The 22,024-nt window shown below is 50.4% G+C and carries 21 protein-coding genes; all 21 read right to left on the bottom strand.

Annotated elements, in window-relative coordinates; genetic code table 11:
• Positions 1-371: 371 nt before the first annotated feature.
• The 21 genes from ACN0YN_RS24190 to ACN0YN_RS24090 all read right to left on the bottom strand — a co-directional run bounded on the left by ACN0YN_RS24190 (position 372) and on the right by ACN0YN_RS24090 (position 21,993).
• Positions 372-1,934: a sensor histidine kinase gene (locus tag ACN0YN_RS24190; protein WP_417387605.1), complete on the bottom strand. Its 1,563-nt coding sequence runs from the start codon at positions 1,932-1,934 to the stop codon at positions 372-374.
• A 152-nt stretch (positions 1,935-2,086) separates the two neighbouring features.
• Entirely contained in the window at positions 2,087-3,427 is a 1,341-nt protein-coding gene (locus tag ACN0YN_RS24185) for a PP2C family protein-serine/threonine phosphatase (RefSeq protein WP_417387604.1), read from the bottom strand.
• 212 nt (positions 3,428-3,639) lie between these two features.
• Complete coding sequence (gene flhB, locus ACN0YN_RS24180; protein ID WP_417387603.1) at positions 3,640-4,719, bottom strand: flagellar biosynthesis protein FlhB; 1,080 nt, start codon at positions 4,717-4,719, stop codon at positions 3,640-3,642.
• A gap of 22 nt (positions 4,720-4,741) precedes the next feature.
• The gene (locus ACN0YN_RS24175) at positions 4,742-5,731 is read right to left on the bottom strand and encodes a flagellar biosynthetic protein FliR (protein ID WP_417387602.1); all 990 of its coding nucleotides are present in this window, start codon (positions 5,729-5,731) and stop codon (positions 4,742-4,744) included.
• 38 nt (positions 5,732-5,769) lie between these two features.
• Positions 5,770-6,036, bottom strand: coding sequence for a flagellar biosynthesis protein FliQ (fliQ, locus tag ACN0YN_RS24170; RefSeq protein ID WP_002649040.1), 267 nt, complete (start codon positions 6,034-6,036; stop codon positions 5,770-5,772).
• Between the two features lie 51 nt (positions 6,037-6,087).
• Complete coding sequence (gene fliP, locus ACN0YN_RS24165; RefSeq protein ID WP_417387601.1) at positions 6,088-7,008, bottom strand: flagellar type III secretion system pore protein FliP; 921 nt, start codon at positions 7,006-7,008, stop codon at positions 6,088-6,090.
• Between the two features lie 34 nt (positions 7,009-7,042).
• Positions 7,043-7,942 carry a FliO/MopB family protein gene (locus tag ACN0YN_RS24160; protein ID WP_417387600.1) on the bottom strand — a complete coding sequence of 300 codons (900 nt, stop codon included), beginning with the start codon at positions 7,940-7,942 and terminating at the stop codon, positions 7,043-7,045.
• 59 nt (positions 7,943-8,001) lie between these two features.
• The gene (fliN, locus tag ACN0YN_RS24155) at positions 8,002-8,670 is read right to left on the bottom strand and encodes a flagellar motor switch protein FliN (protein ID WP_417387599.1); all 669 of its coding nucleotides are present in this window, start codon (positions 8,668-8,670) and stop codon (positions 8,002-8,004) included.
• Positions 8,671-8,698: 28 nt separating this feature from the next.
• A complete protein-coding gene (locus ACN0YN_RS24150) occupies positions 8,699-9,253 on the bottom strand; it encodes a hypothetical protein (RefSeq protein WP_417387598.1) in 555 nt (184 codons plus the stop codon).
• Between the two features lie 160 nt (positions 9,254-9,413).
• Positions 9,414-10,142, bottom strand: coding sequence for an OmpA/MotB family protein (locus ACN0YN_RS24145; RefSeq protein ID WP_417387597.1), 729 nt, complete (start codon positions 10,140-10,142; stop codon positions 9,414-9,416).
• A gap of 84 nt (positions 10,143-10,226) precedes the next feature.
• On the bottom strand, positions 10,227-11,006 hold the full coding sequence (locus tag ACN0YN_RS24140) for a motility protein A (protein WP_417387596.1): 780 nt from the start codon (positions 11,004-11,006) through the stop codon (positions 10,227-10,229).
• Between the two features lie 89 nt (positions 11,007-11,095).
• Positions 11,096-11,290, bottom strand: coding sequence for a flagellar FlbD family protein (locus ACN0YN_RS24135; RefSeq protein ID WP_417387595.1), 195 nt, complete (start codon positions 11,288-11,290; stop codon positions 11,096-11,098).
• A 63-nt stretch (positions 11,291-11,353) separates the two neighbouring features.
• Complete coding sequence (locus ACN0YN_RS24130) at positions 11,354-13,045, bottom strand: flagellar hook-basal body complex protein (RefSeq protein ID WP_417387594.1); 1,692 nt, start codon at positions 13,043-13,045, stop codon at positions 11,354-11,356.
• 185 nt (positions 13,046-13,230) lie between these two features.
• The gene (locus ACN0YN_RS24125; RefSeq protein ID WP_417387593.1) at positions 13,231-13,671 is read right to left on the bottom strand and encodes a flagellar hook assembly protein FlgD; all 441 of its coding nucleotides are present in this window, start codon (positions 13,669-13,671) and stop codon (positions 13,231-13,233) included.
• 31 nt (positions 13,672-13,702) lie between these two features.
• A complete protein-coding gene (locus tag ACN0YN_RS24120; protein WP_417387592.1) occupies positions 13,703-15,625 on the bottom strand; it encodes a flagellar hook-length control protein FliK in 1,923 nt (640 codons plus the stop codon).
• A 373-nt stretch (positions 15,626-15,998) separates the two neighbouring features.
• Positions 15,999-16,649, bottom strand: coding sequence for a hypothetical protein (locus tag ACN0YN_RS24115; RefSeq protein WP_417387591.1), 651 nt, complete (start codon positions 16,647-16,649; stop codon positions 15,999-16,001).
• Positions 16,646-17,059, bottom strand: coding sequence for a flagellar FliJ family protein (locus ACN0YN_RS24110; protein WP_417387590.1), 414 nt, complete (start codon positions 17,057-17,059; stop codon positions 16,646-16,648). The genes ACN0YN_RS24115 and ACN0YN_RS24110 overlap by 4 nt, the downstream gene beginning before the upstream one ends.
• Before the next feature lie 93 nt (positions 17,060-17,152).
• A complete protein-coding gene (locus ACN0YN_RS24105; protein ID WP_417387589.1) occupies positions 17,153-18,529 on the bottom strand; it encodes a FliI/YscN family ATPase in 1,377 nt (458 codons plus the stop codon).
• Between the two features lie 9 nt (positions 18,530-18,538).
• A complete protein-coding gene (locus tag ACN0YN_RS24100; protein ID WP_417387588.1) occupies positions 18,539-19,258 on the bottom strand; it encodes a FliH/SctL family protein in 720 nt (239 codons plus the stop codon).
• A 72-nt stretch (positions 19,259-19,330) separates the two neighbouring features.
• Positions 19,331-20,326 (bottom strand): flagellar motor switch protein FliG, encoded by a 996-nt coding sequence (gene fliG / locus ACN0YN_RS24095; RefSeq protein WP_417387587.1) that lies wholly within the window; start codon positions 20,324-20,326, stop codon positions 19,331-19,333.
• A 50-nt stretch (positions 20,327-20,376) separates the two neighbouring features.
• Entirely contained in the window at positions 20,377-21,993 is a 1,617-nt protein-coding gene (locus ACN0YN_RS24090) for a hypothetical protein (protein ID WP_417387586.1), read from the bottom strand.
• Positions 21,994-22,024 lie beyond the last annotated feature (31 nt).

The following is a 22,024-nucleotide window of genomic DNA, read 5'->3' as shown; positions in this document are numbered from 1 at the left end:
CTCCGACATCCTGTCAAAGAGAAAGCCATTTAACAAATTTCATAACCGAATGGTATTCAGGAAGGATATTGGGAAAGGCTCTGGAGAAAGCCGGCTCGCAAGGAACTGACTCATCCTGTTCTCCAGTTTCGATACTCAAAGTGGCAGCCCCGGAACCGGGACTCCATACAGGACCTTTCTCTGCACAAACTGTGTCAAATCAGGAAGGGAAATACTGAGACTTGCCTGCAGTACAGAGAACATCCATTTTCTCCTGTATCGTTAACTTTATGTGAATCATTTGTGGGGAGAGACGTGTAATATCAGATTTTGAAAATCGTGGCAATCGGAGAATCACAGAAAATCCAAGAGTCACAAACATACCTAAACCATTAAGCAGCAGCATTTTGCAGCTTAGACTTTTTGGGCAGTTCAACAAAAATTGTACTCCCCAGTCCGGGACCGGCGCTTTCCACTTCAATCTCGCCACCATGATCTTTCACAATCCGGTGTGTGATCGACATCCCCAGTCCAGTCCCTGTTCCATCGGCCCTTTGTGTGAAGAAGGGGTCAAACAGGCTCTCTTTGACTTCCTGGGTCATCCCCCGTCCGTCATCCCGGAAAATCAGGGTCACGGAATCGACGTGTTCATGGACCTCAATCTCCAGATTCCCGCCGACTTCCATCGATTCCAGGGCATTGGTCATGATATTGAGAACCACCTGCTTGATTTCAGCAGGGTTAAATTCAGCGTTACAGGGATTATGAACAGTAAAATGGATGTTTCTGCCTTTGAGCCTTTTGATCAGATTGACCATCGAGCAGACTTCATTGATGACACCGACGAGATCGTTCTGACTGCGAACCGAATTCTGACCTCGGGAAAAATCAAGCAGTTTTGAGGTAATCTCGCGGCAACGCATCGATTCCCGCTGAATCAGGCTCAGATACTGTTCGACGACTTCATAATCCCCATCATTACAATGCGGTTTCAAGTCAACCAGCCGCCCCTGCAATGATTCTGATGCCATCGAAATGGCAGAGAGCGGATTATTGATTTCATGTGCCACACCAGCTGCCAGCACACCGATTCCTGCCAGACGCTCTGAGCGTACCAGCTGTTTACTCCGCTCGTCCACTTTATGATTCAGTTCGTCCCGTTTCTCTTTGAACCGCATCGTCATTTTGTTGAATGCTTCCGCGAGCTCTGCCATTTCATCGTCAGATTTGATTTCAAAATGGTGGTCATAATGTCCCTGGGCCACGATGCGTGCCCCCTCATGTAACGCCTGAATCGGTGCAAGAACGGTGCGATAGCCATACCAGATCAGACAGCCAAATGCGATGAACACGACCACACAGGTTACCGTGACCAGATTAAAGCGGGAACGATAAACCGAAGAAGCACGGGCCAGCACTGCTTTCGTACCAGAGGGAACATCACGTACTTCCAGAATCAGCGTTTCCAGGTGGGCTACTTCCAGAATCATCTGTTCGGCCACTTCCAGACGTTGCTGGGGGGTTTCCAACTGGACCTTCATCAACTCCAGTTTATTCAGAATCGCCACACAGGCACTGTATTCGCTTAACTGGGATTCAACAAATCCTTTCCACCTTTTGAAGGCTGGATCCGCAGGTAACCGATCCACTTTTTGCAGAAAGCCCTGAATTTCCATGCGTACTTCCTGCAGTTGTTTATCAAACTCCTGCTGATAGTGTGCGCTGGCTGCCGGTTTGGAATGACGAATTCTCTGCAGGGGCTCATTGAGCGCGACCACAGAAACGATCAGGCGGTCACGGTCAGGCAGGTTATCCAGAGAATTCTTAAACTCATATACCGTATTGTGGTAAGACAGTAAACCGGATACCGCACCATAGGCCAGTAGAATGAGCATGAAGAAGATAATCCCCAGCCCCAGTCCCAGCTTGCGCCTGATTGTTTGAGTAAAGAACACACTGACCTCCGTGTCACAAGTCCTTCAGATTCCCTGAATAAGGGACGGATCATATCGGAAACCCGGCAAGAATCCAATGTTAAAATTACAAAGATCCGGGAGTGTACAAAAGCCTGTCATTTCTGCAGGCTTCGGGACCATCAGCCGAACAGTTATTCTTCCTGAGAAGCGGACGGCGGACCTTTTTTCCAGCGTGCCTGATGCACCATTTCTTTGCGGTAAGAATGCAGGCCTGTCATCAGGATATCGATGGCTCGGGAAAAATCGCGAAAGGCATGCAGGTATTTCTTCTGTTCCAGCTCTTCTTTGGCATCGTAATAGATCTTATTGTGTTCGGACCATTCGATCGTCCACTCCTCTTCCATCGCGGCCCGTTGTAATTCGGACTCCATGGTAGTCAGATACTGCAGAAAATCCGTATTGAACTTCAGCTTTTCAGACCGGTAAGGTTTCCACTCGATCGTTTTGCTTTTATCCAGATACTCTTCCCGTTTACTGGATTCCCGTTGTGCAAAAACCTTGCGGACCAGCAGCATCACCAGCAGCGACATGCCCCCAAAAGTCAGAAACTCGCCCCGGTCAAACCGGGTCAGAATCCACATGATAATTCCGGCCGCTACCATCAGAGAGGCCACCCAGACACCAGCCAGCCACAACCATTCACCATAATCGCGTTCGAGTTCCAGTTCCGGCTCTTCTTCCGGCGCTTTTTCCTGAGGCAGATTCACATCGGGCAACTCACCCACTCGCACAACAATCACCGAGATGTTATCTGAACCGCCACGTAAGTTCGCCAGATTGATCATCAGGCGACAGGCATCACCGGGCTCCAGGTATCTGGCGATCATGCCGATCTCTTCATCTTTGAGATGACAGGTCAAACCGTCACTGCATAAGATGTAACGATCCCCTTCCAGGACTGTGTAGGGTCCTTCAATGTCAACTTTGACAACCGGTTCCGGTCCCAGCGAGCGTGTGATGACATTGCGAGGTTCATTCATGTAAACCTCTTCTGGTTTCATCCGTCCCTGCCGAATCAGTTCCCATTGCAGGCTGTGATCAAACGTCAGTTGATCGATTCGGTTTTCACGCACACGGTAAACGCGGCTGTCCCCGACATGACCGATGACAGCGCCTTCCGGGCAGAGGCATAAAGAACTACAGGTTGTTCCCATACGCATGAATTCACGATTGGCCATCCCCCGCTCATTGATCACCTGGTTCGCCACTTCAATCGCTGATTTCAATGATTTCGAAACAGGTCCCGGCTTATTCTTGAAGAAGGTATGGGGAACTGTTTCGGAGGCAATCTTACTTGCCAGCTCACCTACGGCATGGCCTCCCATACCATCGGCAACCAGAAAGAAATGACCGTGGTCGCGCCAGCTTTCCTGATCTTTGCAGATTCGAACCGAAATGGAGTCTTCGTTATTCCTGCGCCGAAAGCCAACATCACTCTGCGATGCGAACTGAACCGGATGTTCCCAACGCATTCAACCACCTCACAAACTTCAGTAACGTAAATCCAGTACCTGCTTCCACTTCAATATCTTGGTGAGTATTAAACGTAAACACCAGTGTATACTGCTGGAAAACCCGTTTTTGTTGCTGAAAAGTAATGATCCTCTACTGCCACCTGAACCATTGAAAGCTCATTTGCCGGCAGAACACGCCGACAAATTGTCGCAGCTCATTCGCAGACTAATTAACGTTGCCCCGGCATGGTTTTCCCTGTCAGACTGTAAACGTAGGCCATGATTTCGACGAAGACCTCATATAACTCAAAGGGAATCTCCTGACCGGTCTTGACATCACGGTACATCTGACGAGCCAGAGCTTTCCGCTCGATAATGGGAATTCCGTGTTCGTTGGCAATCTTACGAATCTGAAATGCGATCTCCCCTGCCCCTTTCGCCACCACCACCGGTGCCGGCATTGATTCCGGATCATATTTGATCGCAATCGAAATATGTGTCGGGTTAGTAATCACGACATCTGCTGTCGCGACTTTGGAGATTTCCTGCGACATCGCCAGCTTGCGATGCGCTTCCCGACGGCGTTGTCGAATCAGGGGATCTCCATCCATCGATTTCATCTCTTCACGGATTTCCTGCTTACTCATCATCAGGTCTTTTTCATGCTTCCACTTCTGAAAGGCATAATCCAGACCGCCCAAAATGATCAGCGCAAGTGCCAGCAGCAGTCCCAGTTCGATGGTGGAATTAAAAATGTCTCGTAGAATCGTTTCGGGAGGTGCGCCCATTAATCCCAGAAAACTGGGAAATACCAGGTAGCTGAACCAGACTGCAATCAGCACCAGCAGACAGATTTTGCCGAGACTTACTCCCAGCTTGACCAGTCCGCGGATCGAAATAATCCGCTTGGCCCCCTCAATCGGATTCAGCCGCTCCCACTTGAGCTGGAGCACATCCGGGGTCATCATGAATCCCACCTGGACGATATTCAGGAAGACAGCGGCGACAAACAGCACCACCATCATCACAACCGTCCCTTCCAGGAACAGTTTAATAATGGCTTCACAACGTTCGATGAGCAAAGGGGGATCGACCTGCAGCCAGACAGGAGTCGTCAGTGAAACTTCCATGAAGTTTTTCATTTCGCTACTGAGACTGACGGCAAAGAAATATAGAACAGCCGCCGTTGCCAGCATCATACCGGCGGCATTCAGGTCGGTACTTTTCGCAATGTTCCCCTTCTCGCGGGCCTCATTGCGCCGGCGATCTGTGGGTTGCTCTGTTTTTTCTCCGGTATCGTTCTCAGCCATAACGAAACGTTTTCAATTCAATTTATAAAACAGCACTGCGGCTTAACTGATCAATGGCAGAGGGAATGGATTCCACAACAATGTCCGCGGCGCCCGACAGGGTGAATACCAGTACGATCAGACTGATCATCGCTCGAATCGGAAAACCGATCACCAGCACATTGATCTGGGGAACCGTATGCCCGAGATAACCCATGGAAATCGAGATTAAGGCACTGATTGCCAGCAGCGGCGCGGCGACCTTGATTGAGAGCACCAGAGACTGATGCATCAGATTCTGGAGCAGATCCAGTGTATTCGTGGAGACGATTCCTTCCCCGACCGGAAAGACCTGAAACGTATCAATCAGGGACGACAGCATTAACAGATGACCATTCACCGGTTCCATCAGCAGGAAGACAGTGATCCCGATAAAATACAGATACTGTCCGCTGAGCGAAGCATTCATATCGAAGCCGGGATTGAAGACTTCGCCGAGCGCCATCCCGGCCTGCTGATCGATCATCTGACCTGCCATCTGCAGACTGAGCAGAATGATATAAACCCCCAGCCCCAGCGAAAAACCCAACGTCAATTCCCCCAGAACGGACCAGGCATAATCCAGCAGGGAATTCGGCATCCGCGTCACAAACCGGTAATCGTTGACCGTCAGTTCTCGAGTTGCCTGGCGACCTGCAGTAATAATCAGATCTTCAAACCGGTCCTGTAGATGTTCTGGAACTTCATCCTGACTGAGCCGCTGATCCTGGTTGATGTCCAGTTGATAAAACCCGACGGTCGTCTGGTCATGCAAGGTGGGGGTAATGAGCAGCGAGAGACTCAGAATCAGCAGAATTCGGATATTCGTGGGAAAAATCGGCTGCCCGAATACAGGTCCAATAATCATCAGTCCGCTGATCCGTACAAGAACCAGTGTAAACGCATAAAACTGCAGCATCGCCCACTGCAACAGCTGTCCCGGAGCCAGCTGCAGGATCGGATTCATCACATATTGATCGAGAAGTTCGCTCACGGGGCTCGCAGTTTCTCAGGTTCATTCAAAACCGGCAGTTAAAGACGTGTGGGAATATTGGTAATCAGATTTGTACTGTATTCCACCATCAATGAAGTAATCCAGGGGAGCGTATACAGGATCGCCAGTACCATCATGATGATTTTAGGAACGAAGCTGATGGTCTGATCCTGAATCTGCGTGACGGCCTGTCCGATGCTGATCACCAGACCGACCACCACAGCCGTCAGCATGACCGGGCCGCTGACCTCCAGCATGATCAGCAATCCTTCACGTCCCAGATCGAGAACAGTGGATGTATCCATAACATTTACCTGAAATTAAGTAAGATCCGGGCGCAATCTGAGCGCCCGAAATCAACCGACGGCCCTGATGCTTTCCAGTAACATTCCAACCGTCAGTAACCAGCCATCAATCAACACAAACAACAGAATTTTAAAGGGTAAAGAAATCAAAACAGGAGGCAGCATCATCATCCCCATACTGATGAGAATGGAACTGATCACCATATCGATCACAATAAAAGGCAGATACAGCTGAAAACCGATCAGAAACGCCGTCTTCACTTCGCTCAACATATATGCGGGCAACAAAACCGTCAGCGGTACTTCGTCATAATCCTTGGGAGCCTGATAGGTGTCCGCTCCGGGAGAACCTGGCAGAGGCTGCTGATAATCCAGAAACATCCAGACCGTATCGCTGTTGCCGGTTAACTCAATCTGATCGCTCATGAATTTCCGCAGAGGCGCGACCGTTTTCTGAAAGGCCACTTCGAGTGACACCGGTGACTGTTGCGTCTGATTCGTGTAAGGCACAATGCCTTCTTCATAGGCTTTTTCCCAGATCGGCGCCATGACCATGATTGTCAGAAACAGACTTAAACTTGTCAGTACCTGGTTGGGAGGCAGCTGCTGGGTGCCCAGTGCCTGTCGCAGTAACCCGAACACGATCACAAAACGAATAAAACTCGTCGTCATGATCAGAATCGAAGGTGCCAGGCTCAACACCGTCAGCAGCAGAAACAGCTTCAAGGTAGAATTCAGTCCCTGAGGTGATGTCATCTGTTCGACATCCAGCATCTGAGGTACGCCTGCCCCTCCCTGCTGGTTATCTTGAGGCATGAATACTGGTTGAACCGGCGTTTGAGTCGGGTTCTGACTGGTGACTCCCTGATTGGATAAGGCCTGATTCGAAGCAGGCGGCTGTGCCTGAACTCCCTGCGCAGCGAAACCCAGCCACAGCATGACCAGCAGAAATCGTACTGCTGATTCAGTCATCTTCGCTGTGATTCGTTCTGGAACGCCCCCCCGGCTATGCATGATCTGACTCCGCACGCTCATTCAGGGACTGGCGAGGTGAATGCAACAGTTTCTGCTGTAAACGACTCACAGCTGAGTCGTAATCTGCAAAAGGCTCCTGCTCTGTACGTCGAACCGGTTCTGGCTCCTCCGAGTCGTGATGCGATTCCGGTTCAGATCGTCTGAAACGTGGCTCCTCTTTTTTCTGCACGCTCTGGAACAGGTTAAGAAATGAATTCGCCGATCGAGCCGACTCAGCACCTTCCCGACACATGCCCGTGATCAGGTCGACTTCAACCGGGTCAACCACTTCACTGAGCATTTCCAGTCCCGCAGGAGAAGAACCCAGAATCAGAATCCGGGAACCACACCGCACGAAGTGAATCGTCTGCCGGGCATCAAGTGGCTTCTTACCCAGCACTTCCATTACTTCACGAGGCAGGCCCGCTGATCCGAGCGGATGATGTTTCTTGAATAACTTTGCCCCTACCAGAATGATCGAAATCACAACCAGTAACGCACCGAAAGTCCCCCAGATGGAGGGAGCCCGTTTACTGACAGGTTGACCTGCAGATCCCGTAGCGGTCTGCTTCGGACGCTCCAGGGGAGTGATGGGATTGGACTCGGATTTCCGCACATCAGCGCCGCTCCGCTGAGTCAATGTTTGAGTCCTCGCATTGTTGACTGCTTTCGAATCCGATACCAGATTCGTGCGGCCTGTTTGAGCTGCTGGTCGTGGTATTCCGCTTCTGACTGGCTGCTGGTATTTTTGCTGGAACTGCCCTGTAGAATTACCCTGGTTGCGAAATTCCGAGGGCTGCGTAAAGACAGGATTATCCGCTGAATGTACGGGGTGCGTACCAATCAGAGAACACAGCAATGCCAGCAGTAATAGTTTACAAAGAGGATTCATCGCATCCTTTACGTCGTCAGACTTTTCGATACACACGGGCATCGTTTTCCAGCAGGCTGTTACAGCTCCGGAGAAATGATCTCTGCGACACGGACGCAGAAATTATCGTTCAGAACCAGCACTTCCCCTCGTGCGATGATCCGACCATTCACCAGAATATCAACCGGATCGCCCGCCAGTTTGTCCAGGGGCACCACGACCCCCTCTTTCATTTTTAAAACTTCTTCAATCAGCAGTTCTGTTCTGCCTAACTCAATACACAGGTCCAGCTCGACATTCTGCAGCGATGACAGTTTCATCGCTTCTTCCGGATTACTGGCCATTGACTCAAAATTGGGGAACTCAAACGCTTTTGTTCCCCCCAGATCATGCGGAATCCCGTTTCCAGGACCCAGATTCGGTGAAATGGCAGCAGCCAGATTCGCTTCCGCCTGATTTAATAAGGCTTCGGTCTCTTCGCGCGTAGAAAACGGCATTCCCGACTGGTCGTCTGCGGCAGAAGAATGCTGATTAAACAGAGCATCGATATCGTCGTTGTTGACGACTTTCCCTGAACTGCTGCCGGCATCTGCAGCCCCCTGTAGTAATTTTTCAATATCAGCTGGATCGAGAAGACTATCCGATTCTCCCCCGGCAGGAGGTGGATCCGCAGGCGCACCCTGACCCTGAGAATTCAGCAGTTTTTCAATTTCAGAGGGATCCAGAAGATCGTCATTCTCTTCAGCCACATTACCATCCTGTTATGCTGTTCAAGCATTATTGTGTCATAGTGCGATATTCGCTGATCACAGTTTCGATGACATAACTTTTCTTGAGAACCTTGTTAATGGACTCTTTCATCATGCGTTTCACCGTACTCAGCTGCGGGTCATTCAGGTCACTCAGGCTTGACTTTCGCACAACCTCAATGACGGCCTGCTTAACGCGCGCTTTACTCTGCTCTTTGATTAAAGAGTCAAAATCAGCAGCTGCTCCCTGCTCGACCAGTGCCACCAGATTGAATGTGACATGAATCGTCGCGCCCGGTTCAGCGATATTATTGGTCACGCTGAAGTTATCAACCGTCACTTCGGCGGTGGTTACCTGCAGATTTTCACTTCCCTTCGAAAGGGAATCTTCTGCCAGTTCAGCGGGTTGAGCCGGTGGAGTCAGCAGCCAGTAGGAAATGCCGATCTGCAGGAAGATGACCAGGAGTAACAAGCCTCCAATCTTCAGCAGTTTACCTTTCGATTGCCCCTGGGATGTTCCTTCAGTTGAAGCAACCGCCTCCGTTTCGACACCAGGCTCTTGCGTTTCGGTGTCTGTTGCCACGAGTCTCCTCCTTGAACTCTCGCATCCTGATCGCGCAAAGACAAATCCATCGTCTTTTAAATACGCTCCGCTCCAGGCGGATGTGTTGGTTACAGGCTTAGCGAAATATAACCGAGTGAATCTGAAAAACGCTCGATCAGGTCAAATCAATCGTCCAAGTCTAACGATTGCCTGTCTTAGGAGAGACTATATACGCATCAATTAAAAATACGTCAACCCGACGATTTAAGTATTGCTCTTCGGGGTTCCGCGTGATGGTCCTGGGCTCGGCATCACCCACTGAACTGACAATCAGTCTTTCGGGTTCAATCCCCTTGGCCTCCAGGTACTCCGCGACATTCTTCGCCCGATAAAAAGACAACTCCTGTGAATCCAGGAACTTTGAGTCTTTTGGCAAAGGTTCTGGTGAGGCATGTCCACGGACGATCAGCCGATTGGGCGTTGGTAAAAGAATTTCGGCGATGATGTCGAGTTTTCGTTTTATTTCCGGAGTCAGTTCCGCCGAGAACCTCTCGAAACAGGCTGCTCCCCCCAGAGTCACTTCAGTACCTGTATTAATACGTTCGACGGTTTTATTCGGACCGCCTCCGCCGCTGGATTTTTCTTTTCCCGTTTTGGTACCGCCGTCAGAGCTGGAGCCTTTTGAAGCAGGCTTACTCTGGTTACTGGTGGGATCCAGAGATTTCCCGGGGACCGCAGCCGTCCCCTGATGGGTACCAAACCGTTCGCGCAACGAATCCAGCATGGCGCGAACGCTACCTTCGTCGTTCCGGATTTCACTCATCGACACGAGCATGATGAAGAATGTCAGCAATAATGACATCATATCACCATAGGTGACCACCCATTCCGGAACGCCAGGAGGTCCATCTTCTTCCGGCATCGCCATCTGAGAACACTCCTTTGTGGTCTATGAATTTCAAGAACAATACGATGCTGGAATGAAATGGGAATCCGGGAATATTCGACAGAATCAGGCTGCCTGACTGTCTTTGCCCACCCGCTGATCCTGTGGTAAAAAGGTATTCAGTTTCTGTTCGATCACGCGCGGATTGTCACCTTCCTGGATGGCAATCAGACCTTTGATGATCACTTCACGGACCTGAAACTCCTGCTTGCTGTAAAATGCCAGCTTATCGGCAAACGGAAGAAAGAACAGGTTCGACACCAGCGCGCCGTACAATGTGGTAATCAACGCCACCGCCATACCCGGGCCGATCGCCTCAGGGTCATCCATGTTCCCCAACATGATGATCAGCCCCATCAGCGTCCCGATCATCCCAAACGCCGGGGCATAACGCCCGACTGTATCCATCAGCGATTTTCCGTTTTTATGCCTGCCGGCAACCGCTTCCATTTCCGTTCGCAGGATCTGTTCCATGAGTTCCACATCGGTACCATCCACGGCCATCTGGACCCCCAGGAGAATAAACGGGTCCTCGATTTCTTCGGTTTTGGCTTCTAATGCAAGAATCCCATCGCGGCGGGCAATCTCTGCGAACTCCACGATTTGAGTAATGACGGGAGCCAGTTCCTGCTGTTTGGGGAAGAAGACTTTCTTGAGCACCTTGGGGAACAGCATCATCGCTGCACCGGGAAACGCGATGAAGCAGGCGGCGATCGCTCCCCCGACAACCACGGCAGCAGACGGAATATCAATGAATGCAGCAAAACTGGAACCGGGCGCAATCGCAATCGCCAGCAGCAGCAGAATGATCCCTGATATTAATCCACCAGCGGTTGCCTTATCCATTTCTGCCAACGTTCCTGAGATCGTGGCCTGTCAGCCACTGTAAATTCAAATCACACTGCCTGATGGCGCTCACCAGCCGCGTTTCGAGGTTATAAACCGGGGACCAGACGAATCGCCCGCGAATAAGCAATCGAACGTTTCACCACTTCTTCAACACTTTCGCGGACAATCAGTCGATCATCTGATGTCAGCGTAATAAAGGTATCGGGACGACTTTCAATGCATTGAATCAATGCCGCATTGACGACGAACTCTTCACCATTCAACCGGGTCAATTTGATCATATCGCCAACCTCCCTGGCAAAACGATTTCCGTCCTGCGCTCATGAAACTTCATGCGAGTCTCACTATCGTCCCAGGACCAGCAGTTCATCCACCAGCTGCTGCACAGAACTGATCACCCGCGCGTTACCACGATAGTTCGTGGACGCGACGATCAGGTCAACCAGGTTACGACCGACATCGGTATTTGATAATTCAATCGAACCGGCACGAATCGTTCCCGCTCCGAAGTTACCCGGCGTCACCAGGAACGGAGGTCCTGAACTGACCCCTTCCTGAAATGTCGAGTTACCGGATTCCAGTAACCCCTGGGGGTTCGCGAAGCGAGCCAGGGTCACCTGTCCCAGAGTACGAATAATACCGTTATCAAAAACCCCGTTGATAATCCCGGTTTCGTCGATCACGAAGCTGGACAGCGTTCCCGGATCGGAACCATCCTGCAGAGTCAGTTTCAATGTACTACCGGCACTCGCTGAAGAAATACCGGAAATATTTGACAGATCGAGTGTCACGTCCATTTCATCGGCAGCCGTATTAACGCGACTGATTCCAAATGTATTAGGCGTATAGTTGGTCACATTACCGTTACTGTCAAAGGTAATGGTTCCGTTAGAGACGGCGACGTCTCCATCGTTATCATCAGCACTTTCCAGGAAGTAACGGAAAACCGTATTGTTAGACGATTGCGATTCCAGCACACTGGTCATCTTCATCGTCACAGGCTCACCTAGTGAGTCAAAAATGACGAAGTCAGTGATGGCACTTTCACCGTTGGAGGTTTGCGACTTGGTAAATGGCAGAGAAACCGTTGCCCCATTGGAAGTGATGTTACCAATTGTGACAGCGATGTCATTCACCGTGCCTGTATTACCGACGATTTGAAATCCACCCGTTCCCGTAATGGTAACCCCAGGCTGCGTTCCCGTCGTTGCATCATTCGGTATACCGTTACCATTCTGAATGCCCAGTGTCCGATCCAGAAAGTCGGCAAAGTCGGCTGCTGTCGTGGTGGCAGTCACCAGCAGTGTCATTGGATCGAGTGAACGACCTCCCTTGTTGGGTGTAAATTCCAGTGTTTCACCCACAGTAAACAAAGGCGTTCCAATGGTCGCTTCGACATCGGTCAACAGTGTCGTCCCGGTAATGGCAGCGTTTGCATTTCCTGCATCCGTCAGGTTAGCTGTTGTCAGTACTGATCCCTGCGTTCCGATGACCCCCGTTGGCAACAAGGCACCACCAATCTGCACGTTCTGTGTGGCCTGAGCGACGTTCAAATCCCCCAGGGGAATTTCAATGTCCGTCAAAGTCGTGGTAACCAGATTAAAGTCTTCGTCGACGCCGTATCCCTGAACTTTAAAACCGCTCTGGTTGGTCAGCAGGCTCTGGCTGTTCAACTCGAAGTTACCATTACGAGAGAAAACCTGGCCGTCCGGTCCATCGAGAATAAAAAAACCATCCCCCTGGATCGCGAGGTCGGAAGGACTGGTACTGTTGGTCACACTTCCCTGTGTAAAGTCTTTGCGGATTGAAGCACTCAACGCCCCCAGACCGACCTGACGGGGGTTGGTACCACCATTACTGGTCGTCGGGCGGGAACCCACACTTAAGGTACGGGCCAGCTGAGTGGTGAACAGCACGTTGGAAGCTTTAAAGCCGTTCGTACCTGCGTTGGCAATATTGTTACCCAGTACATCGATACTGGTTTCATTCAGTGTTAAACCACCCAACGATGTATTTAATGCAGATGTCAATCCCATGACTACTCCTCGGTTGAATCAACCAGGTAAAACCTAATCCATTGGTTCCAGAGCGCAGCTTCAGTCCTGCTGGAGCTGCCCCCTGTTCTGAATATCGTCTAAACGGAAACAATTCATACGATTTTTTTTAAGAATGACTCCGTAACAGAGTGGCGACTCACAACTCAATAACCGTAAACACATAATTACTCTACACTTGCAGCTTCCTGCACACTACTGATGGCGGACACCGGTAATTCAAAGGCCCCGATGCCGACATACGACTTTCCATCACGGACAAATGCCCGGTCCACAATCCCCGCAACCGGGTTTTGCTCACCATCCTGTCCTTCGACTTCTTTTCCAATCAAAGCAGCAGCCTGTGTCAGCGACTGTCCTGTCGTGATTTCTTTCAGGGTATCTGATAACTCAATATTCGACTGCAGTTCCCGCATGCTGGAAATCTGTCCCAGCAACTCTTCGTTCCCCAGGGGTTCAGTCGGGTCCTGGTTTTGCAATTCGGTAATCAGGAGTTTCATAAATGATTCGGCGGTTAAACCATTGAAGCCAACTTTATCCGGATCAACAACATTGACCTCTGTCGTACCGCCTGTACTGCTGCTTCCACCAACTCCATCAACGGCCATAATGGCACTCCTTCATCCCTGAATAATGGATTTAAATCTGGACGTCTATTTCTTCGACATTCTCTGTCACAATCCCCTGCGAACGAACGACCTGCGGACGATCCTGTTCTGCAGGTTCATCCTGCTTCACAGCCTCATCGACAAATGACTGGTCACCCGAGCGTTGTTCGCTGTCCTGCTGGCTCTCTGAGAATTGCTGAGAATTAAAATCATTTCCTGAGTTTGACTGCGTCCCTGAATGCGAGGAACGCTGGTCTTCACTGGCATCCGTATTGATGTGTACGTCAATACGATCCAGCGAGACTCCCGTTTTGGTTAATGCTTCTTTTAACTGGGCAATATTATCGTTAATTACTTTTTGAGCGTGACGGTTCTGTACTTCCAGCTTGGCCGTGTATTCACCATTTTTCAACGAGACCTCAATCTGTAAAGTCCCCAGTTCGGGAGGACTCAAACGAATTTTCAATTGCTGTCCGGTAGAATGCGATTGTTTGACGGCGGTAGAAATACGCTCGACCAGCTGATCGACCTGTTTGACATCAATCACCGGTCCCGCGGGTGCCGCAGGAGCGACTTCATTTGTTACCGGCGTAGCCTGGTTGCCGTTGATCGCCTGGAGACTGGATTGATCGGTCTGCTGGCTGGCAGTCGTTTCGTGACCCTGCGGAGTAGCTTTGGCTGTCTCAGTTAGCAGGGGATTCGCAGAATCGGAGGCAGTTTTCAATAGCGGATGTGCCGGATTAAATGTGACATCATCGGTCGCACCCTCAACGGACTCAGTTTTCGCATCTGCTTTTTCGTCTACGACTTCAGTCTTTGTATCGGGAGTGGCTTCCACAGGCTGCTGCAACTGTTCAATCACCGTTCGAGATACTTCTTCTACCGTAGTATTCTCTGCCGATGGTGCCCCCTGATTATTTTCGTCCGTAGAGGAATCGGACTGATTTTCATTATCCGAATTCAGATATCGCTGTTGGATGATTGCCTGAATATCGACTTCCGAATCTGCTGTCTCCCCGTTTGCGTCATCGGAGTTTTTCGCCTTGAATTCTTCAATCGCCTGCTTCAATTCCTCTGTGATTTTGATCTCCGGGAGCCCCAACGACTGCAGCGGGGAAACGGACTCTTCTACAGAATCACCGGTTGCCTGTGCAGTGAGCGCTTCTGCTGCCTGATTCTGCTGCTGATCCGCCGGAACAAGTTCACTCGGCGTTTCGATGGAAGTCGATTCGGTAGAAGAAACGGCTTCACTCTGATTCTTCAGTAAAGCGGCCAGTCCTTCTGGAATCGGGTAAGCACCTTCCGGGTTTGTTTCCGTCACTTCGGTCGGAAGTTTGACCAGCGTCTGATTTTCCGAAAACTGAAAACTGGCGGGAGGTTGAATTTCCCCATCAGTTGCAGTCACTTCCTGAAGTGACTGCTGACTGGAATCACTGACGGCGGAATCGTTGAACAGTGAATAAACCGACTCTTTCTGTTTGACAGGCTGTTGTACTTCGGCAGCCAGTGGGTTGATTGAGTCTGATCCGTTTTCTGCCTGACTGGTGTCGCTGTCTGAAACGGGCTCACTGGAAACGTCCGTTTTTTCTACATCGCTGCTGACAACGTCCGTCTGATTCTGTCCTTCAGTCGCGTCATTCTTCGAATCATCGCGCTGCAGGCTGTCTGCTGATTCCGTAGACTTCTGGCTCGGAGTGGGAGCCTGTGGTTCAGGACTCGTTTTTTCTGCCGGTGTACGTTTTGAATTCAAATCCCGTGTTCGGGTATCGACTTCCGGTTTTTGATCAACGGAATTTCCCGACTGTTTTCTGGCAAGGGACTCACTTAACTGTCTGCGATAAGTTGAGTCGGGATTACGGGTTGCTCCCTGATTCAGATCAAGTTTCTGCTTTGCATATTTACTGAGATCCAGCGATTGTAGATCCAGCAGAGAAAACTTGTGAGAATCTGACATTTCTCATTACCTTCCAGAGGGTTAAGTACCGAGGACAGCCTCCCTGCAGGTCACCTGGGAACCGCGCAGTGGTATCCACATCGGGAATTGACTGTTTCACCACTATCTTATTCGTCAGAATCATCACCCGGACATCACGTAAGAATACACAAAATAAATCAATTTTAGCGAAAAGTCACATTAGACGGAGTCCCGTGATCACGGAGCGTCTCCAGATCCATGCAGACCGGGTTTCCTGGATGAAGAGATTCGCTGCTGGAACGCGATCCTCCCCCATCTCAATTGAAAACGGGGTTGATGAGAGCTGAAGCCTGGTCAGTTACGACCCGAGCGAGAACTGCGGCTGTCACCGTAGAGAGTCAGCGGTGGGCCCTCAATTGTTCTGGGACAATTTGTCTAAGGCACCGTCAGCGAAGCTGCGAAACGGTTCATCCTGAGAAATCTCTTTGAAAATTTCTTTCCCCCGTTTAATGACCAGCGGATCAGGGGCGACCAGGAATTCCTTGAGAAGCTTGGCGATGAACTTGCCGTCCATCCCTTTGATCAGTTCAATATTTTCTTCTATGGACAGCTGCATGAGATACTGAACCGCATCTCCCGAAGGTAACGCAACCAGCACCGACTGGGTTTTCTTTGTCGCGATGCTTTGACTCTGTTCTTTCAGAGTTTTTAATTCTTCTTCGAAGTTCTTTTTGGCCTGCTCAAAGACGAGACGCTCTTTTTTGAGAATATCCGAGGATTCCGTAATCGAACTCTTCAGCATCTCAATTTCATCTTCGCGCGAAGCTAATTCCAGAATCCGCATCGCCCGTGTTTCTGCGACTTCGTCACGTGAAGGCAAACTGGTTTCTTCCTCAACTAATTCCACATCATCCAGTGACTGTCCCGTTACAATCATGCGGATATCTTTGATGGAATCCGCATTCAAATTCCCGCGAAACCATAAAAAGCTGAGCCCCAAAATTTCCGAGATGATCGTCGCCACACAAAACACACTGATAATCACAATCAGAGGACGAATCATTGATAACCTCCCGTCTGCTGTGTTGCCGACCAGGTTTCTTCCAGCTCAATCATCTCTTTCTGGTTTTGTGCATACAGGAATGCGTCGCGGTATTTATCAGACAGTTTTTCCATCGCTTTGACTTCCTGCTCGGCTTTGGCGAGGGTCTGTCTGCAAAGAGCAATCTGTTTTCCGATGACGTTCCGGCTGGCAATAACCGACTGAATCTGTGCCTGTAACTGACCCGCGTAATACCGCAAACTGGTTGTCCCGTCGATATCGACCAGTCCCTCAGACTGACGGGCTCGAATCTCCTGTAACTGTTCTGTGCGATGCTGTTTCAACTGCTCGGCCTGATCAATCAGTCGCTGATCTGCCTGGAGCATCTCCCCCAGCAGCTGACGACACATACTGCGTTTATGCCGTCGCATTTTGAGCACTGATTCAAATTGAAAATGAAATTTTTTCATCTCACTCAGGTTCACACAGGATTAAAACGTTTGATTGCATCTTATAATATTTTATCAGCGGGCCGCTTCTGCTGCCTGGTCTGCTGCAGCGATCTTACCTGCTTCCGCACTGTTCATGGGTTTGAGTTGCTGCATCCTGGCAATCAGATTTGCGAGACCCTGGGAAGCGGCATGAAAGTCTGAGTTTTCGGTATTTCCCTGCTTCAGATATTCATTCCAGAGAGGCCTCATTTTAATCGCCAGATCGACTTCCGGATTGGAACCCGCCTGATAAGCGCCAATGGAAATCAGATCTTCTGACTGCTGATAGGCGGCCATCAGTTTCTTGATCTGAGCCACAGCCTGCTGGTGTTCGACCGATGTAATATCATTCATCGAACGGCTGATGCTATGCAGCACATCAATGGCAGGCCAGTGTGATTCATGTGCCAGTTTTCGTGAAAGCATGATATGCCCGTCCAGAATTCCCCGCACCGTATCAGAAATCGGCTCGTTCGCATCATCGGCTTCAACCAGAACCGTATAGAACCCGGTGATACTGCCAGATTCAGTCCGGCCACTCCGTTCAAGCAGCTTAGGCAGGAGGGAAAATACGCTGGGGGGATAACCTCGCGTGGCCGGAGGCTCTCCTGCTGCCAGACCAATTTCCCGCTGCGCCAGAGCATAACGGGTCACGCTGTCCATCATCAGCAGCACATCATTACCACAGTCACGAAAGAATTCCGAAACCGCGGTCGCCAGATGAGCTGCCCGCAAACGAATCAACGCAGGTTCATCACTGGTAGCCACAATCACCACACTGCGTTCCAGCCCTTCCGGTCCTAAATCACGATCCAGAAACTCGCGTACTTCACGGCCCCGTTCCCCCACCAGGCAAACGACATTCACGTCAGCAGAACTCTGACGCGCCATTTGCCCCATCAGGGTACTTTTTCCAACACCGCTCCCGGCAAAAATACCGAGTCGCTGACCTTTGCCACACGTCAGCAGTCCGTCGATCGTGCGGATGCCGGTACTCAGGGGGGAATCGATACGAGGACGATTGAGGGGAGAAATCGGTTTGGCTTTCAGATTCGCACGATGCGAAAGCATCGCCTGGTTTTTACCGTCAATACAACGGCCGCGTCCATCCAGTACTCTTCCCAGAATCCCCTGCCCCACTGCCACGGCAGGTACGGATTGAATCAGACTGACACGGTCTCCACGCCGGATTCCCGCCAGATCTTCATAAGGGAGCAACAATGTTTCTTCATTCTGGAAACCAACGACTTCGGCTTCGACAGCTGCACCATTTTCCCGATCAATGGCACAGACCGATCCCAAAGGCGCTGGAAAACCGGAAACGGAGGCCGTCAACCCAACCACGCGTGTGACTCTCCCTGTCAGGCGAAAGGGTAAAATCTGTTTTATCTGCTGAGAAACATCGAACATGAAATGCGGCTAGTCCTGAGTCTGGATAATCAGCTCCTGGAAAATGCGATCCAGTTGCGTTTCGATTCTGGCGTCGATTGTTCCATGCTGTGTTTCGATAATGCATCCCCCGGGGGAGATCGATTCATCTTCAATAATTTCACAGGTCTGACAGCCCGTCAGATTAGTGATAAAACTCTGTGTATTCGTTCCCAGATGCACGACATCGGTCGGATTCAACTGGAACCGGACATGCTGAGTTCCTGATGCCAGCTTGAGCGCTTCACTCATCATTGGTTTTACGGTTTCGGGATGAGTCTTGATCTCATGCCGGACCATTTTTTCGGCAATCACCAGGCACATTTTGACGGCAGTCGTATCCCACGTCTGTCTCCAGTTAACCTGTTCCTGCTGTAAACCTGCAACGGCTGCCTGCATCGCGGGAAAAACGGTCCCCAGTTTTTCTTCCACGATCTGATTTGCCAGGGTTTCAGACCGGGACTGGACCTGGGCTTCGATCTCGCGTGATCCATCTGCCAGCCCCTGTTGTTTGCCTGCCTGATATGCTTCCTGCTTGATCTGTTCTGCTTCTGCCTGCGCATCGATGATCATCTGACGCGTCTGATTGCGCACGTTTAAGATATACTCTTCACAGCGTTTCTCAATGTCATTGAAGTTATAGGCGATTTTCGAACCCAGCGCTCGAAACGCATCCGCCTTTAACAATTTTGCTGTTTCCAGTTCTGCCATATCTTTGACTTTATCTATCCCGTGATGACTGGTTCCATAAAAGTTTCAGGACGCAACCCGACATGCCCATCATCAGGTAATGTACTGTTCGCTCTCATTCCCGGCAGCGACTTCAATTTCACCGGCATCTTCCAGACGTCTGACACTATCCACAATCTGCTGCTGAACGGCTTCCACGTCGCTAACTTTGATCGGACCAAGATATTCCATTTCTTCCCGCAGCATGTCGGCGGCACGTTGAGACAGGTTGCCAAGCACTTTCTGCTTGATCTCTTCCGAAGCCCCTTTCAAGGCCACCGCCCACTGATTGGTATCCACTTCCTTCAGCAGAGCCTGAATCGCTTTATTGTCCAGTTTCACCAGATCGTCAAAGACAAACATCAGACGGCGGATTTCATCAGCCAGATCGGGAGTTTCCTGATCCATATTTTCCAGGATTCCTTTGTTGGTCATACGATCCGTCACGTTCAGAATCTCGGCAACCAGTTCGACTCCCCCTGCTTTCTCCGTGCCCTGACTGAAAGTATTTTTCATACGATGCTCAAGGCTTTTCTCGACATCCTTGATCACTTCGGGACTGGTCTGCTCCATGTTGGCGATGCGTTTGATGACATCCATCTGCTTATTGGAAGGCAGTCCTGCCAGAACTTCCGCAGCCATATTACTGGGCAGATGCGACATGATCATGGCGATCGTCTGCGGATGTTCTTCAATGATAAACGTCAACAGGTTGTTTGCGCCGGATTTCTGCAGGAACCCGAACGGCACGGAATTCATCGTCTGGTTAATGCTGTCCAGAATCGAGCCGGCGCCTTCTTTCCCGAGTGACTGCTCGAGCAGTTCGTTGACCGCATCCAGACCGCCGCGCTCCATTGTGGTCTGTTCGCCGCGCAGGTTGGTAAATTCCGTCAGAACGCTGGCCTGCTGTTCCTTGGAAACATCCTGCATCCGGGCAATCATCATCGTTACTTTTTCGACATCCTCTTTGGACATCAGACTCAGAACTTCAGCGGCAAGCGCTTTATCCAGGCTCAGTAACAAGATCGCGGCTTTTTGTAGTTCATCCATTTTTCAGCCTGCAAAACAAGAATTTTACTAACTTCGAATCCAAATCCGTCTTAAGATTTTGAGTGGATCCATTTGCTTAATACCATCGCAGCCACTTCCGGGTTGTCACGAACCAGCAGTTGAACCTCATCGCGCTGTGTCGGTTCTTTCTTGGGTTTTTCCGATTCTTCATCCGGAACTGTAGCGGCTGCCCGTTTCTGTGGCATATCGAGTTCTTCTGTATTGACCTCTTCCATTTGAGGCATACTCTTATTCAGCATCCATAATGCCCAGATCGCAAATAAACCCAGACCGATCGTACTGCCCCACTGGCTGACAAACTCGCCGACACTTTCCGTGATCGGCAAAGCAACTTCAGGCACTTCTGCATCCACGCGTACATAGGAAGCCACACTGACGGCATCAGTTGCAGACTGCGAAGGAATCAGCTTCTGGACATGCTTTTGAATACTGGTTTCGACTTCGGTCTGAATCGCAGCGGTGGCCTGTTTGAAAGCAGCGAGATCCGCTTCTGCTTCCCCTTTTTTGATGCCCCGTTTCAGAGCAACTGCAGCATAATAATCTTCAGGGATCGAAACAGAAACCTGCACCGTACTGGGCATGGCGGCCACAAACTCTTTTTCCGTCCAGGTAAATGAGGGGGCCGTGGTGGCCTCATTATTCGTCTCTGTCACCTTCTCATTTTTTTCGTTCCCCCGCGCCACTGACAGGGAGTTAGGCTGATTGGATCGTGCGCCGGGTTCGGCCCGGGTTGGCTTTTCTGTCAGGCTGCGTTCGGTAGACTGCTCCTTCGACTGCAGTGTCACTGAGCCGTCCGTGCTGATTTCCTGCTTGCGTTCGACATACCGTTTCAGATTTTCGACGTCGACATTCACATTCACGATCACATCCGGAATATAGGAAAGTGAATCGAGAATTTTATCCTGGTAGTTTTTCGTGTGCTTATTGACCCAGCTGATGAATTTACTGTCAAAGGCGTCGTTTTTATCATCCGTGGTATAAGAAGTTCCCGTGGATTGATCGAATACCGTGACCGAATCAGCGGTCAGGTCGGGGACCATCGTCGAAACGGCCGCTCTCAGGCTGGTTACCAGTACGGGAGTCAGGTCCCGTCCGGGACGGGGTTTGACCATCACGGTCGCCGTCACTTCAGGAGTGGTATTATTCCAGCGTAAGCGTTTTTTAGAACGTGCCCACATCACGCTCGCATCTTCAATGGCCGGGATGGCACGAATCATCCGTCGCAACTGGTTTCCCAGTGCAATATCCCGCATGACTTGCAGCTGGTCTTTACTGACAAACATGCTCGATTTTTCAAACTGCTCCTGCCATTCCGAAGCCCAGTCTGTCGGAAGCCCGCCCCCTTCAATGAGGGCTGCGTTATAGCGGGGTACTTCATTCTGAGGGACCATAATCCGTTGTCCCTTTCGCGAGAAATCGGTCAGCCCGGCCCGCAGCAGAACTTCCTCGGCATGGATGACCTCTTCGGTCGTAAAATCTTTACCCAGCGAAAGTGAAACATAACTCGACTTGCTGTCTCGGAAAAACAGAAAACCAAACGCCAGCATCATCAGCAAAGGGACGGACAGCAAAATGGCGCGCTGGCTGCCAGTCATTGTTTGAAACAGGTTTGAGAACTGCTGATATATTTTTTTTATCGTATCCATACCGGGGAACCAATCGACGAATCCGTGTCAA

Source organism: Gimesia sp. (assembly GCF_048260065.1).
Taxonomy (GTDB): domain Bacteria; phylum Planctomycetota; class Planctomycetia; order Planctomycetales; family Planctomycetaceae; genus Gimesia.
This window is presented reverse-complemented; position numbering and strand designations above follow the sequence as displayed.